Below are 16,326 nucleotides of genomic sequence, written 5' to 3'. Positions count from 1 at the left end.
AGCACGCTATTTCAACGGTTGTACCTGCACGTAATGTTCGCGTTGCAACACCTGAAGAACAAGAGTCATAGTCTATCTTGACTCTATCCCCACTATCAGACTTTTATCGTCGCTTAGCTTTTTTGCCCGCCGGAGTAGTAATTAAACGTGTTTGACCGTCCCGACTCCGGTGAGCTGGCTATACTGGTTCATATTGATTTTAACTCTGAAAAAGAACGTGAAGACCCTGATGAATTCAAGGAGTTAGTGTCTTCTGCTGGGGTTGAAACGCTAGCAGTCATTACTGGCTCTAGAGATAAGCCGGATGCCCGGCACTTTGTTGGTAAGGGTAAGCTGGAAGAAATACAGTTCGAGTTAGAGCATGGTGAGGCAGATGTTGTGCTGTTTAATCATGCTTTGTCACCAAGTCAGCAGCGAAATCTTGAAGCGGCCCTGGAGTGTAGAATTATCGACCGTACAGGTATCATTTTGGATATCTTTGCTCAGCGGGCGAGAACTCACGAAGGTAAGCTGCAGGTCGAACTTGCTCAGTTAGAATATATGTCGACGAGATTGATTCGCGGCTGGACCCACTTGGAGCGTCAAAAGGGTGGTATCGGTTTACGAGGGCCGGGTGAGACTCAGTTAGAAAGTGATAGACGTTTACTTCGCGGTCGTATCAAGACTATTACCTCACGTCTGGAGAAAGTTCGTAAACAGCGTGACCAAGGTCGTAGAGCACGCACCCGTGCAGAAATACCAACAGTATCCTTGGTTGGTTATACCAATGCTGGTAAATCTACTTTATTCAATCGAGTCACTGAAGCGGATGTTTATGCTGCCGACCAGCTGTTTGCAACCTTGGACCCGACTTTAAGAAAGTTGAACCTGCCGGATATCGGCAACGCTATTTTGGTTGATACCGTTGGTTTTATTAGACATCTCCCGCATAAATTGGTAGATGCCTTCCGGGCAACGCTTGAAGAAACCTGCAACGCTACGCTTCTTTTGCATGTCATTGATTGTCATGATGAAGGTCGCATGGATAATATTGAGCAGGTGGAGCATGTTCTTAAGGAGATTGGTGCGGATAAGGTTCCGACTTTAAAGGTTTATAATAAGCTAGATCTATTAGACGGTCGTGAGCCGAGAATAGATAGAGATGAAGACGGTGTGCCGCAGCGAGTATGGGTGTCTGCTTATACGGGTGCTGGTGTAGATCTGCTTAATCAAGCGATTATTGAAATTCTTGGTGATGAAATAGTTCATCAGAAAATTAAACTTGACCCTTCTAAAGGTGGAAAACTAAGAGCCTTGTTTTATGCTGCATCGGTCGTGCAGGATGAAAGCTATGATGAAGAAGGCGGGCTAGTTCTAGAGATTCGCTTACAGCGCCTCGATTACGAAAGACTGCTTCGCCAAGCTGAAGTTAATGAATCTGATTTAGATATCACTAACTTGTAATCACAAGCTATCCAGCCCGATAAAAGGCACTAAAATGTCACGCATTTGACTGAAAACGTGCAGCCAAATGTGCGTCAAGTCAGAAAATTACATTTCTCAAAAAAACTTACACTAAGTTATGTAAGTACTTCTGTTAAAAATAAAAAGCTGTGCTATGTTTTATGGATAGCGAACTTCTTTTCTAGGAATTCATCGTAAGATATTGATATTTTAGGCATTGCCAAATTGAGGATAAGATATGTTTCTTAATAAATCAGTGGTTTTATCGCTGAGCATGGCGCTTTTGCTAAGTGCATGTAGCGGAAGTGACGGTTTTGGTGTGGGTAATGGTAACCCAGATGATTCAAGTGGTACTGAAACTACTGAAACCGATTCCGGGACGGATACATCACCGACTGCTGACGTGGACGAGAGGTTAGGTTCTGGTTCAGGTAATAGTTTTGATGCTGGTGCAATGGTAACCGGTTTGGCTGACGGTGAGGTGCTTTCTTACGGTGCTAGTACGACGATATCTGTCAATGTAGTTAATGCAGGTAGGGATAATGAATTATTAGCAACGCCAACCTCAGTGAGCTTTAGTTCAGCTTGTGCGACACAAGGATTGGCGACAATTGGTGAATCAGCGTTAAGTTCTGCAGGTGTGGCGACCGTAAATTATACTGCCACATCTTGTACTGGTTCGGATACGATAACAGCAACGACAACTGATGATGAAGGTAATACCTCAACTGCATCCGTAACAATTGATATCTCTAGTTTAGGTTTGGGTAGAAGTTCTGGCGATTCTTTTGTATCGGGTGAAATGACAACGCTAACTGACGGTGTTGATCTAACCTATGGTGGCGACACGGTTGTGTCGGTCAATATTGTTGATACCAACGGTAATACTCTATTTACCTCTAGTTCCGTGTCGGTTAGCTTTACTTCAAATTGTGTGCAGCAAGGCAAGTCGGATATTTCATCTTCGGTTAATACAACGACAGGTACCGCGGTTGCAACGTATACTGCGAATACCTGTGAAGGGCCTGATGTCATTACCGCTACACTAAGTGATGGGACCTCAGCTACAGCAAATATTAACGTAGCAGAGCAAATACTAGGTGAATTAGCTTTTGTATCGGCTGATCCTTCAACCATCGCGTTGAAAGGCAGTGGCTCAAGTGCTCACCCAGAGGTTACAACCGTTACCTTCAGTTTGAACGATGCGACGGGCGAGCCGATGGCAGGTGAAACAATTGAATATTCTCTGTCAACGAATGTGGGGGGGATTACTTTCCCTAATGGCTTATCGACTTATTCTTCGGTAACGGATGAAGAGGGTAATACTTCAGTACAGCTTACTGCTGGTGGCGTTAACATTAGTGTGGCAATCATTGCAACGGTAACTGTTGAGTATGAGGATGGTTCAACTGCAACGACAACTACGACATCTGATTCAATTGCCGTTCTGGGTGGACTTCCTGACCAAGACAGCTTTACTTTATCTGTAGAGACCTTTAACCCTCGTGGTTGGGATATTTCTGGAACAACTTCTCGAATGACTGTGCGCGCAGGTGACCGCTTTAATAATGAGGCTAGAGATGGTACTCAGGTTTCTTTTGTGACAACCGGTGGTCAGATAGTGGGTTCCTGTGAATTAGATAGTGGCTTTTGTTCAGTTGATTGGACAAGTTCGAATCCGCGTCCCGATAACGGTTTAGTGCATATTATGGCACGTACGACTGGAGAGGAGTCATTTATTGATGCGAACTTGAATGGTCAATATGATTTAGGTGAAGTCATAGATGTCGAACTGGACGAAGCTTATATCGATGTTAACTATAATGGTGTGCGTGATGATAATGAGTTCTACTCAGATTTTAACAATAATCAGGTATACGACACTAAGACTAATCCGGGATTTTATCAGGGGGCAAGTTGTACTGAGGCAGCTGAAGAACCTTCGGATCCTGATGACCCTAATTCTCCGTATCATTGTGAGTCGCTAGTCGATGTAAGACGTGTAGCTACGATCTGTATGTCTGAAGATGATGTCGTAATTTCTGATAACTTAGGTGGTGGGGTTCTGGATGCTTCAGCGGGCGCCGCAGGAGTTCTAGTTACAATTACTGATGGTAAAGGGCTAATGCCTGCAAATGGCACTACTGTAGCAGTAAGTGTTGAGGATGGTGAGATTGTAACGGGCCAAAATATTGTAATTCCTAATCAGTGTCCAGTAGATTCTGACGGTAATCCGATTCCGTTTACTAACATGATTATAGTAGAGGCAGATGATGACCCTGCTACTAGCTTCGGTACATTAAAAGTCGCTGTAACACGCGCAGATGGGGTGATTGAAGAACGTTTTATCTCTTTCCTTCACTAGGTTTCTTATTTAATAGTTAGATCTAAATCCTTAATGGGGAAGCATAAGCTTGCCCATTTTTATGTCTGATAAACGCCCACCATAAAAACCGCTTGCTGTCCGTCTCCAAGCACAATACTATGTGCCTCTTGTAAACTAAGACTTTGCCCTCATTAACCACACTTGTGGGCAATTAAGTCACAATACTTTGATTCGTAAGAATCTTTCATGAAACTAATCTAAAAAATGTAACGGAGTCTTCTATGGCCTGGAATGAGCCGGGTGGTAATCGTAATGATAACGACCCTTGGGGTTCTAATAATCGAGGGAATAAAGGCGGCAATAATCAAGGGCCACCTGATCTCGATGAAGCTTTAAAACAACTGATGGATAAGCTGAATGGCTTGTTTGGTTCAGGCCCGAAAAAAACTGGTGGCTCTTCTGGCGGTTCAAGCCAGGGTGCTGGTGGTGTATTTATTTTGGCATTGATTGCGCTGGTCATCTTTTTAGGCTTTAAGTCATTTTATACCATTGATGAGCAGGAAAGAGGCGTTGTCCTTCAATTAGGTAAGTACAACCGAACCTTGGACCCGGGCTTACGCTTTGTGATTCCTGTTGTCGAGAAGGTCATTCCTGTAAACGTAACTAATGTTCGAAATGCCGAGTTGAAGCAAGAAATGCTGACTCAGGATGAGAACGTGGTTCAGGTTGAACTAAACGTTCAGTATACGGTATCGGACCCAGTAGCATTTGCTTTACGCGTTGAAGATCCAGAGCGTAGTTTACAACATGCTGCTGAATCAGCATTACGGCATGAAGTGGGTAGTACAGATTTGAACCCAATTCTAACGGCTGGCCGTGCTGTGCTTGCAGAAAATGCGCGAACGCGTCTGCAAAGCTTTATGGATTCCTACGACACGGGTGTTAACGTTAGTATTGTTAACGTTAAAGAAGCGCGTGCACCTGCTGCTGTTCAGTCAGCCTTTGATGATGTTCAAAAGGCTAATCTGGATAAAGAGCGTTATGTAAACGAAGCAGAGGCTTATGCCAACACCGTTGTTCCCGAAGCGCGTGGTAAGTCTCAGCGAATGTTAGAAGAAGCGAACGCATATAAAGAGCAGGTTATCTCTCAGGCACAAGGTGAGGCTGATCGTTTTAAGAAGTTACTTGTTGAATATAAAAAAGCGCCAGAAGTTACCAGAGACCGTTTATATCTTGACGCAATCTCATCGGTATACAGCAATAGCAGTAAAGTCTTGGTGGATGTAGAAGGCGGCAACAATATGATGTATTTGCCTTTGGATAAGCTAATGTCTAACCGCTCTGTTAGTCTATCAAATGATGATAGCGTAGATCAGTCTGTGTCAGATATTGCAGACCAAGTTATTGAGGAGCTTCGTTCAAGAAACAACCGTACATCCAGGGAGAGCAGATAAATGTCTAAGTCTTCATTATTATCTTTGATTTCATTACTGGTTGTTGTCGTTGTTCTATCTGCATCGATTTATGTAGTAGATGAGCGAGAAGTGGGTATCAAGCTTCAGTTTGGTGAAATCGTTGAAACAAACATTCAGCCAGGTGTGCACTTCAAGATGCCTTTCTTTCAGAATGTTCGTTTGTTTGATGCGCGTCTTCTAACCTTAGATGCACAGCCAGCACGTTTTCTTACCGTGGGTAAGAAATTTGTAATCGTTGACTCTTTCATTAAGTGGAAGATTGTCGATGTTAAAGCTTATTACAAGGCAACAGCGGGTAATCGTTGGCAAGCCACGACCTTGTTGGCGAACTCAACCAACAAAGGCTTACGAGACGAATTTGCATCTCGCAGCTTAACTGAGGTGGTATCGGGTGAGCGTGATCAGTTGATGAGTATCATTACCAAGAAGCTAAATGAGCAAACGGTTAGTGAGTTTGGTATTCAAGTGGTCGACGTGCGTGTGAAAGGAATTGACCTGCCTGAAGATTTGAGTAAAAACGTATACCGTCGTATGGCGACTGAGCGTGAGCGGGAAGCAAGAGAAACTCGTTCGCAGGGTAAGGAGCTAGCAGAAGGTATTAAGGCAAACGCCGATCGTCAAAAGATTGTACTGGAAGCTGATGCTTATCGTAAGTCGGAAGAAATACGTGGTGAAGGTGATGCCATTGCTGCAAACACCTATGCTGAAGCCTTCAATAAGGACCCAGAGTTCTATTCTTTTACGCGTAGTTTGAAAGCTTATACAGATACATTCTCTGGTAAAGATGATGTCTTGCTGCTTAAACCAGATAGCGACTTCTTTAAGTATATGAAGAAGCCTGACGCGAAGTAATCTAAGTTAATTTCGCTCTATCAAAACGCGAATAGATAAGTTCTATTCGCGTTTTTTTATGCTTTTTGCAAACATTGGTTTTTTTGTGCGCAATAAAACTGTAAAATCGCGTGCTTTTGGGTCTTCTAGAATTTGAAGGCCAATTTCAGCCCTTATTTTGCTGAAATAATGTTGTTTGATAAGACTGTCCATAAGAGAGAATTTGCATGAGTGTGTCTGAACGCTGGTTACTGCCAGATGGGGTTGATGAACTGCTGCCACCAGAAGCGTGGAAAGTAGAGCAGATGCGCCGGTCGATGCTCGATATTTATGCTTCCTATGGTTACGAGCTGGTATCACCGCCGCTTATAGAGTATTTAGAGTCATTGTTGACGGGGACTGGAAACGAGTTAGATTTACAGACGTTTAAGGTGACCGATCAGCTCACAGGCCGTTTGATGGGGGTACGCTCTGATATAACGCCTCAGGTAGCAAGAATTGACTCGCATATGCTTAAAACTAACGGTATTAGCCGACTATGCTATGCAGACACCGTGCTACATACTAGACCTGCACACATGCTTACTAACCGCTGTCCGATGCAAATTGGCTGTGAATTATTCGGTGAGAAAAGCCAGGCGGCAGACCTTGAAGTAATTTCTTTGATGCTAGATACGCTAAATGCCGCTCAGGTAGGTCGTATACATATTGATCTGGCGCATGTCGGAATTTACCGAGGGCTGTTAGAATCTGCAAGCTTTGATGAAAGTACTGAAATTAAAGTGTTTGATGCACTTAGTCGAAAATCTATACCTGAATTGGACGCTTTAGCTCAAGCAGATGATGCAAATAAAGAGATAATTTTACTTATTAGAGATATTGCCAACCTAAGTGGTGGTGTTGAGTCTCTAGAAAAAATTCGTCAAAGTGTTGAGCGTTTAAAGCTAAGCGCTAACGAAGGTATTGTTTCCGCTATTGCTGAGCTGCAGAGAATTATTGATCAAATTCAGCTTCGTTTTGATGGTGTTGAAATCGGGATCGATTTTTGTGAGTTACGTGGATACAGCTATCATACTGGTATTTTGTTTTCAGCGTTCAGCTTGGGTTATGGATATGCCTTAGCGAAAGGTGGCCGCTACGATGATATCGGTAAAGGTTTTGATCATGGTCGGGACGAACGTTCGCGTCCTGCTACCGGCTTTAGCGCAGATCTAAAAGCTATTTTGAAAGTCTCTAGCTTGGCTGCAGAAACGCCTGAAAAGGAAAGAGTCTTTGCACCTCTGTCTGATGATAAAAAATTGCATAGTGAGGTAGCAGCGCTACGTAAGTCCTATCAGGTAGTTCAAGCGTTAAATGCTGCAGATACTGCGAAAGGGTATTCTTGTAGCAAACAGCTGGTATTAAAAGATCAACAATGGGCTCTTGAGCCTGTTGGCTAGTGTTATTTCGGGCGGCTAAGATAGCGGTCCATTCAGTTTAAAGGCTTGTCAGTATCTTGTTTAGCTGGCAATTAGCAATAAAAGCATTGTGCTTTTTCTATGAGAAGAGAAGTTATGGGTAAGAATGTTGTCATTTTGGGCACCCAATGGGGTGACGAAGGCAAAGGTAAAATCGTTGACTTATTAACAGATCAGGTTGCGACGGTAGCGCGATTCCAGGGTGGCCATAATGCCGGTCATACACTGGTAATTGACGGGGAAAAGACAGTATTACATTTGATTCCTTCCGGAATTCTACGTGATAACGTTACTTGTCTGATTGGTAATGGCGTCGTGCTTGCTCCTGATGCTCTTATCAAGGAAATGACTGAACTTGAAGAAAAAGGTGTGCCGGTTAAGGAGCGCTTAAAGCTGAGTTTGGCTTGCCCATTAATTTTGCCTTATCACGTTGCGCTTGATCAAGCGCGAGAGATAGCGAAAGGTGCTGATAAGATCGGTACGACTGGTCGCGGAATCGGCCCAGCGTATGAAGATAAAGTTTCTCGTCGAGGTCTAAGGTTAGGTGACTTGGTTGATGCAGAAAACTTTGCTAAAAAGCTTAAAGAAATTATGGAATACCACAACTTTGTATTGGAAAACTTCTACAAAGTTGAGCCTGTAGATTATCAAAAGACGCTTGATGATGTGCTTGAGATGGCGAAGGTTCTTTTACCGATGGCGGTTGATGTCACGGACGAGCTTCACGCATACCGTAAAGCGGGTGAGAATATCTTGTTTGAGGGTGCCCAGGGCTCCTTGCTAGATATTGACCACGGTACCTACCCATTTGTAACATCTTCAAATACGACCGCAGGTGGCACGGCGACCGGTAGTGGTTTCGGTCCTATGTACCTTGATTACGTACTGGGTATTACTAAAGCTTATACAACTCGAGTTGGTTCTGGTCCATTCCCAACAGAGTTGTTTAATGATCAAGGTCGTCATCTTGCCGAGAAAGGCCATGAGTTTGGTGCAACCACTGGTCGTCCACGTCGTTGTGGTTGGTTTGACGCGGTTGGTTTACGTCATGCTATTCAGATCAATTCGGTGTCTGGTATTTGTTTGACCAAACTTGATGTACTAGATGGTCTTGAAGAGATTCAGGTTTGTGTAGGTTATAAGACTAAAGCGGGTGAAGAATTAACACGCCCACCGCTTGATGGTCGAGGTTATGAAGATCTGGAACCTGTATTTGAGTCGCTACCTGGTTGGTCAGAAAGCACTTTAGGTGTGCAGAAACTAGAAGACCTTCCTGAAAATGCTCGAAGCTATATCAAGTACATTGAAGAGAAGATTGAAGCGCCTGTTGATATTATTTCAACCGGCCCTGATCGTGTTGAGACGATTGTGCTGAGACATCCTTTCGACTGATTTAGCTAATCAATACTTAAAAAGCCTGATTGCTTTATGCTTTCAGGCTTTTTTTATGAGCGAGTGTTTTGAGTTGAGAGTGACTACAAGCTATTTTTTATTTGCAATGAAAGTCGCACGCAAAGGGGCAGGGTAGCCTTCAAGCGTTTTGCTCTGGTCTGTTGGGTCTAGGAAGTCCTTTAAGGATTGGAACTTCATCCAGTCCGTGCTTCGCTGCTCTTCAGTTGAGGTGATGTTGCTCTCTACACAGCGAATATTAGTGAAACCGGCTCGCCTTAGCCATAAGCTCAGGGTTTCTTTAGTTGGTAGATACCAGACGTTTCGCATCATGGCGTAACGATCCTCTGGCATTAGACTATAGCCTAGCTCACCTTCACAAATGAGCGTTTCCAGCACCAGTTCGCCGCCCTGGCGCAAGGTCCCCTTGAGCTCCAATAGGTGATCGATAGGTGAGCGGCGATGGTAAAGCACGCCCATTGAGAAAGTTGTGTCAAAGGCCTCTAGCTGTGGTGTCACATCTTCCATTCGTACTGGGAGCAAATGGATGGGTGCTTGAGGGCCACAATATTTCTTTAGAGTCTCGAACTGTAGTAAGAATAAAAAGTTCGGGTCGATCCCAATAACATTTTGTGCGCCTTCGCCCAACATACGCCAGCAGTGATAACCAGAACCGCAGCCTACATCGAGTATAATCCGGTTTTTTAAGGGGGTGATGTGGTCTTTGATACGTTCCCATTTCCAGTCTGATCGCCACTCCGTATCGATATGAACGCCGAATAAGTCATAGGGTCCTTTTCGCCAGGGTATTAAACCTCTAAGTGCTTGTTCAAGCTGTTTAAACGTATCACTATTTAGGCCTTCCTTGCTGTCGGCACCAACACGTGAAGCATCTAGATTGACGATGTCGGAGTTTAAAACTGGCAGAGAATGATAGGCCTCCAACCAACGCTTTAAGTCACCATGAGGCTTTTCTTGAAGCTTATGTTTGAGTAGGGGGATTAAAGTCTCCAACCAGGGTTCGAGCTTGTTGCTGCGCATGAAAGCAAATAAGTCGTCATAGAGAGGGTAGAAATCCATCGTTATACCTAAGCTGCTTTAATCGCTATCAGCGACATAAAGTTGAAACATTGATACCAAAGGTGGGAGTGAGTAAACCCGGCCTCTTTCAAACGCGCTTGATGGGCTTCTAGGGTGTCTGGCATTAGTACCTTTTCAAGGGCGCTTCGCTTTTGGCTCACTTCCAGTTCACTATAGCCGTTTGCGCGTTTAAACAACCAGTGCAGTTCTTCTAGCTCGCTTTGCTCATTTTGATTGTCAAAACAGATCTTTTCGGAAAGAATTAGTACGCCACCCGGCTCCATTGCAGCATAGATATCTTTGAGGAGTTTTAAGCGCAATGCAGGGTCAACAAACTGCAGGGTGAAATTTAACGTCACGACTGAGCAAGGTTGAAACGCCAGCTCTGTGATATCCTTACACACAAGTTCAACGGGAGTTTCTTCGTTATCTATTTTGATATAGTGGTTGCAGCGATCAAGCATCGACTCTGAGTTATCGACGGCGATGAGTTGGCAACTTTTGTCTCTTAAGCCATGGCGCATAGCAAGTGTTGATGCACCTAGGGAACAACCCAGGTCATAACATGCTGAATCGTTCTGAGCGTAGCGCTCAGTGATGAGACCGATCATCGGAATTATCGTGGTGTAACCGGGAACCGAGCGACGGATCATGTCAGGGAAAACTCGGGCAACTGCTTCGTCAAACTTGAAGTCGCCTACGCTATCAAGCGCTTGAGAAAAAATAGTGTCAGGTTTTTGTTCAGTCATTACTTGCTTACCAGTTCTCCACAGCGTACACCGCGATTTTTATAATCGACTAACAAACCCTGCATGCCATCATTTTTATCTGACTGGATAAATAAATAGCCTTGATGACAAACGGCTGTTTGGTTTGAAGGTTTGTGAGAAAGTCGGTATTCGCCTTGATCAAGTTTTTCTATAAAAATAGCTTTATATTCAGCGACAGGGTAGTCATCTTTTTGTTTGTTATGCTGAATGAGCCCATTTTGTTCCAAAGTGAAAAAGGTTACGAAAACTGTTATGAAAATGGCGATGACAAGTGTCGACTTTTTTACCTTGTCTTGCTCTTCTATTTCTTGATCGTTTGGTGCTTGTTCGTTCATTGTTTGTTCCAGTAATAATCTTAGCGGCCTAGTTTATGCGATGCGTGACTGAAGACAAGTCTTAGTAAGCTTGGAGCTTCAGTGGTGGTTCATCCAAAATTGATAGCTGCTCTCTCAGCTCAAGTATATGTGATGACCAATAGCGCTCGGTATTGAACCAAGGAAAGTGCATTGGAAATGCAGGGTCGGTCCAGCGACGTGATAACCAGGCAGCATAATGCATCATACGCAAAGTACGTAGGGTCTCGATAAGTTTGAGCTGGCGCGTATCAAACTCGCAGAACTCTTCATAGCCTTCAACCAGCTCGATCATTTGCTGGGTTTGTTGATGCCGGTCTCCTGAAAGCATCAACCATAGATCCTGAATTGCAGGGCCATTCAGGCAATCATCAAAATCGACAAAGTGTGCTTGGTCTTCACGCCAAAGAATATTGCCAATGTGGCAGTCGCCGTGAAGTTTAATCGGGTTGAATGGGCAGCTCTTCCATATATGTTGCATCTTATCAATCAGGTCTTGGCTTAAGGTTTCGTATGCCGGTCGAAGCGATCTGGATAGAAAGTCGTTGTCTAGCAAGAACTGTCTGCTCTTGATCGCCCAGTTTTCGATGCAAAAGTTTTGACGGTGCTTAAAGGTTTCTGCGTTACTGACCTGGTGTATTCGGCCGATGTTACAACCGATTCGGTAGAGTGTGTCGGGTATTTCAATCTCGGGTGCATATCCGCCTTGGCGCTTAAATAATGCAAAACGGAAATCTTGGTAATCGTGAAGTGTGCTGCCATTTATTAGCATCGGTGGGACGACAGATATGTCGTTTTCTAGCAAGCTTCTGGTAAATTCATGCTCTTCAAGAATGGCTTCAGTCGTCCAGCGTTGGGGGCGATAAAACTTAGCGATAATAGGCGTGCCATCTTCAATTCCTACCTGATAGACCCTGTTCTCATATGAGTTAAGGCTAAGGATGCGAGAGTCGCTAAATAGCCCGATTGACTCGACTGCGTCGAGTACGAAGTCGGGTGTAAGTTGTGCGTAAGGATGTTCGTTATCAGGTGAACTCAAGGTGTCTTGTCTCTTAGAGAATCGTCTAGGTTAAATACCGCTATTGTAGCATGGGAGGCGGCTTAGTGGCGGACTTAGTGTTGATATGCTTTCATGTGCTCTTTCAGTGCTTCCTGAGCTCGATAAAGGCGCATCTTAGTAGCACTTAGTTTTAGGTCACAGACTTCGGCCACTTCTTCGATGCGTAATTCTGCTGTGTAACGTAGGGTTAGAATTTCTCGTTCTTTAGGTGCTAATAATTGCATTGCGCTATCGAGGTCGCGTTTTGTGGTGTTGATGGTGCTTGTTCTTTCTTGGCTTGGATCATCTGTTAACATTGCTTGCAGTTCTCGGGTGCGTTTACGCTTGTCTGCAGCACTCAAGCAGGTATTCGTGGCAATTCTAGCGATCCAGGTTTTAAAACTGGAGCGACCCTCGAATTTGACTAGCGAGTGGAAAACTTTAAGCATGACTTCCTGCGATACATCATCAGCATCATCAAGATTTCCGAGCATCTTCAGGCAAATATGAAAGACCAGCTTTTCGTATTTTCGAATAAGCTTTTCGTATGCACAGGTACGATAGGGCAGCTCTTCCTGTGCTTGGGTGACCCACTCATTGTCAGGGTCATTATTGGCAGGAAGAGCTACATGGTTGTGCTTGGTTTCTACGCTATTAAGCGTCATGCTAGTAATTGGTAAGCAGAGTTATTGCGATAGAATCTCCACTTGAGAATCAATTAGTTTACTGTTGGGGATTGTGATTTTGCGGCCGTCTTCAGTTTCTATAATCAGCGCAGTAGAGCAGATCTCAATTACTTCACCAGAAACGTTATCAACCTTAATTTTGTTACCCGGAACATATAGTTCACGAGCATAAACGCCTGCAACGACATTTCCGGCAACATGTTTTGTGCCTAAACCGAGTGCAAGTGCAACTGCTCCTGCAGCAGAGAGCAAAAAGATAATAACAACCTGGTTTAGCAAATCGGTTTCAATCTCTAGTTGGTTGATCGCCAGTGACACTACAATGATAACAATTAGCGCATAAATAATTCCGCCAATTGTACGTTCATAACCTAGGTTAATGCTGGCAAGTGAGGCCTCAATGGCAGTTCGCACAAGTCCTGCAATGAATAAACCGATCAAGGTTAGAATAAGAGCGCTAATCACTTTTGGTATATACAGCACGAAGTGATCAATGGTGGCGGAGACTCTATCCAGGCCTAAAGCATCTGAAGCAGAGATGATAAATGTGAGAAATACAAGCCAGTAAATTATCTTAGATAGCAGTATTGACGGCCCTGAGCTCATGCCTGCTTTCTTCAGTGCAACATCAATGCCCGCTGTTTCGGCTAAGCGGTCAAGGCCGATTTTTGAAAATAGCTTTGCTATGGCTCCGGCTAGAAATTTAGCGACAAAGTATCCACCTATCAGTAGGCCTAGTGCGGTGAGTAGGCTAGGTAAGAATTCAGCGATCTTAGCCCATAGTATCATCGGATCGGCTAGGGTTTCTTTCATTGCTTCGAGCATTACTAACTCCTGATAGGTCGCTTAGGTCTGTTGGTCAGACTGATTGTTCTTGGGAGCAAGTTGGTCACTATTTTTAAGTGCCAAGTTTGCGAACATCGGGGCAAACAACTCAGCCATGGTTACCCATATTTTGACCAGCGCAAAGCTCATCGTGTCGTGTTGACTTGTTTGGGTGCGTGTCTTCTGGAGTACCGATTTTATGTTGTCAGATTTTGGTTTTTCATCGGATTTGAACAGTGCGTCAAGATCGTCGAGGTCATCCATAGTGTTGGTCTCAATTTGAATTGATGAAATTACAGAAATTATGACATAAGTCGATAAAAGAAAGTCACAAAATAAAATTAAAAAATAAATTGTGACTTTTGGCTTTCTTAGGAGTGTAATTTGATGGAATTAAAACTAAAAGGTATTAGGAGATAAATAATGGAACAGCAACTACAGGATATTTGGAAGCAGGTAGAAGAGCCCGTCATGCTTTATGGAGGGCAGGTAGTATTAGCGATACTGTCTTTAATTATTGGCTGGTGGATTGTTAACAGGATTTCGTCGCTGGTAAATAGTAGTCTGCATAAGAATATGCCAGATGAAACGTTGGCAAAATTCTTCTCAAGCGGTGTCGAAATAGTTTTAAAAGTATTGCTCGTAATTAGTGTTGCCTCAATGGTCGGAATTGAAACGACATCGTTTGTAGCTGTGCTTGGTGCTGCGAGTTTGGCAGTGGGCCTTGCCTTACAAGGGAGTCTTTCTAACTTTGCGGGTGGTGTCATGATTCTAATATTCCGCCCAATACAGGTGGGTGAATACATTAGTGCACAAGGCCATGAAGGAACCGTCAAGGATATCGGTATATTTGTAACAACCTTACTGACCTTGGATGAGCGTATTATAATCGTGCCAAACGGGCCCTTGGCCAATGGTTCCATTACTAATTATTCCCGTAACGAAACACGCGCTGTTGAGATCGCGATCGGTATTAGTTACTCTGACAATATAAGAGAAGCAAAAGAAGCAATGGAATTAGTGTTGCGAACCGATCAGCGGGTGCTTGATAATAAAAATAATTTGGTAGGCGTATCGAATTTAGGTGACAGTTCGGTTGATTTTCTGGTTCGTGCTTTTGTTCGCTCGGAAGACTACTGGAGCTTTTACTTTGACGCGAGACCGTTACTTAAGCAAGCTGTTGAAGAAGCTGGTGCAACAATACCTTTCCCTCAGCGCGATATTCATTTGCTCAAAGAAAGTGCCTAAATATAGTTACATATACGAATTAATAGTTTTAGATAAATGAGAGTTCTGGAGAACTGATTATGAAGAAGAATTTACTACTTGCGGGTGTCCTTGCTGCTGGCGTATCAACTGCAACTGTCGCTGACGAATATCCAAATTTTGAGGCATTTTTAGGGGGGGCTTTTTACCACCATGATGACGACCGCTCATTTGATGACGCATTTAGCCTGGAAGGTGGTATTGAACTTCCTGTAAACGAAGTGATGTCTCTTGAAGCATGGTTATCTGCTTATGAGGTTGAAGGGAAATATAGTGGTGCTGAGCTTGATGCAGAGCGCATCAATCCCGGTCTGTTGTTCCATTTGAAGCGTGGTGATGTGCGTCCATTTATTTCTGCTGGTTTCAGTCATTTAGAATATGAAACAGAGGGTGGCGATGACCACAGTGAGTCATTGATCAATTTAGGTGTGGGTGTTAAAAAGTACTATGACTCAAACTTGATTCTTCGAGCTGAAGTGCTTGCGATGAATAGCCTGGATAACGAAGTGCTGGATGTTGGTGCTCGCTTAGCTGTTGGTTATGCATTTGGTCGTGATGTCGCGCCAGCAATGATGGTGGAAGCACCTGTCATCACTCCTGTTAAGCAAGTGGTTCAGAAGCAAGAGCCTGCTCCCGTTAAAGAGGAAGTTAAGCCAGCGCCAGTTCAAAAGGTAGTGATCAAAGACTCTGACAAAGATGGCGTAGCGGACAACATCGATAAGTGCGCGGGTACTAATGCTGCGTTTAAGGTCGATGCGTCGGGATGTCCCGTCATGCTGACAGAAACTGTTTCTATCCAGATGGATGTCAAGTTCCCGTCAAATAGCTCTATACTTTCTAAGGATAACTACCCGGAAATCGAGAAAGTTGCCGAGTTTATGCAGCAGTTTGAGAAAACTGTTGTGACCGTAGAAGGGCACTCTGATGATCGCGGTAATGATGCATACAACAAAGCTTTATCGCAGCGTCGTGCAGATTCTGTAAGTAAGGTTTTGACTGATAAGTTTGGTTTGCCTGCTGCTCGTGTTAAGTCTGTAGGTTTTGGTGAGGAGCAGCCTATTGCTGATAATGCTACATCTGAAGGTAGAGCGGCTAACCGTCGTGTTGTAGCGGTAGTTGAATCAAGTATTAAGAAGGCTGCGACTAAATAAGCGCTTAATCAATATCGGCCTCATGGTTTGAAGGCCGATCTCTATCTTAAACCGCTCTGCACCGAAAAGTGCAGGGCGGTTTTTTGTGAGTGAGGGATAGTTTTAATTCTTCAGAAGGCGTTTTGAGTTAATATTTTTAGATCGAAGCGCTAACTGCCTAGCAAATGCGACAAAAGCGCATGGAATTGTATGAGATTCCTTGGTAAGTTTGCGCCTTAAAAGTAACGGGAATTGC

15 protein-coding genes are annotated in these 16,326 nt (G+C 43.9%); 8 read left to right on the top strand and 7 right to left on the bottom strand.

Annotated elements, in window-relative coordinates:
- The first annotated feature begins 147 nt into the window (after positions 1–147).
- From hflX to A3729_RS05765, 6 genes are all read left to right on the top strand, one after another.
- The gene (gene hflX / locus A3729_RS05790; protein ID WP_068514973.1) at positions 148–1,443 is read left to right on the top strand and encodes a ribosome rescue GTPase HflX; all 1,296 of its coding nucleotides are present in this window, start codon (positions 148–150) and stop codon (positions 1,441–1,443) included.
- Positions 1,444–1,681: 238 nt separating this feature from the next.
- The gene (locus A3729_RS05785) at positions 1,682–3,808 is read left to right on the top strand and encodes a hypothetical protein (RefSeq protein ID WP_068633368.1); all 2,127 of its coding nucleotides are present in this window, start codon (positions 1,682–1,684) and stop codon (positions 3,806–3,808) included.
- Positions 3,809–4,050: 242 nt separating this feature from the next.
- Positions 4,051–5,223, top strand: a complete 1,173-nt coding sequence (hflK, locus tag A3729_RS05780; protein ID WP_068633366.1) for an FtsH protease activity modulator HflK — start codon at positions 4,051–4,053, stop codon at positions 5,221–5,223.
- Complete coding sequence (gene hflC / locus A3729_RS05775) at positions 5,224–6,096, top strand: protease modulator HflC (protein WP_068513442.1); 873 nt, start codon at positions 5,224–5,226, stop codon at positions 6,094–6,096.
- A 206-nt stretch (positions 6,097–6,302) separates the two neighbouring features.
- Complete coding sequence (locus tag A3729_RS05770; protein WP_068513439.1) at positions 6,303–7,514, top strand: ATP phosphoribosyltransferase regulatory subunit; 1,212 nt, start codon at positions 6,303–6,305, stop codon at positions 7,512–7,514.
- A 114-nt stretch (positions 7,515–7,628) separates the two neighbouring features.
- Entirely contained in the window at positions 7,629–8,924 is a 1,296-nt protein-coding gene (locus tag A3729_RS05765; RefSeq protein WP_068513457.1) for an adenylosuccinate synthase, read from the top strand.
- A 90-nt stretch (positions 8,925–9,014) separates the two neighbouring features.
- On the opposite strand, the gene cmoB is transcribed toward A3729_RS05765, so the two are convergent.
- The 7 genes from cmoB to A3729_RS05730 form a co-directional block, all read right to left on the bottom strand.
- Entirely contained in the window at positions 9,015–10,001 is a 987-nt protein-coding gene (gene cmoB, locus A3729_RS05760; protein WP_068513437.1) for a tRNA 5-methoxyuridine(34)/uridine 5-oxyacetic acid(34) synthase CmoB, read from the bottom strand.
- Positions 10,002–10,009: 8 nt separating this feature from the next.
- Positions 10,010–10,750, bottom strand: coding sequence for a carboxy-S-adenosyl-L-methionine synthase CmoA (gene cmoA / locus A3729_RS05755; protein ID WP_068513432.1), 741 nt, complete (start codon positions 10,748–10,750; stop codon positions 10,010–10,012).
- Positions 10,750–11,106 carry a hypothetical protein gene (locus A3729_RS05750; RefSeq protein WP_068553207.1) on the bottom strand — a complete coding sequence of 119 codons (357 nt, stop codon included), beginning with the start codon at positions 11,104–11,106 and terminating at the stop codon, positions 10,750–10,752. Before A3729_RS05750 ends, cmoA begins: the two co-directional genes overlap by 1 nt.
- 61 nt (positions 11,107–11,167) lie before the next feature.
- On the bottom strand, positions 11,168–12,163 hold the full coding sequence (locus A3729_RS05745) for a serine/threonine protein kinase (RefSeq protein ID WP_068513426.1): 996 nt from the start codon (positions 12,161–12,163) through the stop codon (positions 11,168–11,170).
- A gap of 74 nt (positions 12,164–12,237) precedes the next feature.
- Complete coding sequence (locus tag A3729_RS05740) at positions 12,238–12,828, bottom strand: sigma-70 family RNA polymerase sigma factor (protein ID WP_082880414.1); 591 nt, start codon at positions 12,826–12,828, stop codon at positions 12,238–12,240.
- Between the two features lie 21 nt (positions 12,829–12,849).
- Positions 12,850–13,674, bottom strand: a complete 825-nt coding sequence (locus A3729_RS05735) for a mechanosensitive ion channel domain-containing protein (RefSeq protein ID WP_068513423.1) — start codon at positions 13,672–13,674, stop codon at positions 12,850–12,852.
- 21 nt (positions 13,675–13,695) lie between these two features.
- A complete protein-coding gene (locus A3729_RS05730; RefSeq protein WP_068513420.1) occupies positions 13,696–13,938 on the bottom strand; it encodes a hypothetical protein in 243 nt (80 codons plus the stop codon).
- Positions 13,939–14,097: 159 nt separating this feature from the next.
- Between A3729_RS05730 and A3729_RS05725 the strand changes: the two genes are divergently transcribed.
- Both A3729_RS05725 and A3729_RS05720 read left to right on the top strand, forming a co-directional pair.
- On the top strand, positions 14,098–14,922 hold the full coding sequence (locus A3729_RS05725) for a mechanosensitive ion channel family protein (protein ID WP_068513417.1): 825 nt from the start codon (positions 14,098–14,100) through the stop codon (positions 14,920–14,922).
- A gap of 59 nt (positions 14,923–14,981) precedes the next feature.
- Positions 14,982–16,091: an OmpA family protein gene (locus tag A3729_RS05720; protein ID WP_082865138.1), complete on the top strand. Its 1,110-nt coding sequence runs from the start codon at positions 14,982–14,984 to the stop codon at positions 16,089–16,091.
- Positions 16,092–16,326 lie beyond the last annotated feature (235 nt).

The organism is Oleiphilus sp. HI0043, from assembly GCF_001634935.1.
Note: the sequence above shows the minus strand (reverse complement) of the source record. Positions and strands in the feature narration are given on the sequence as shown.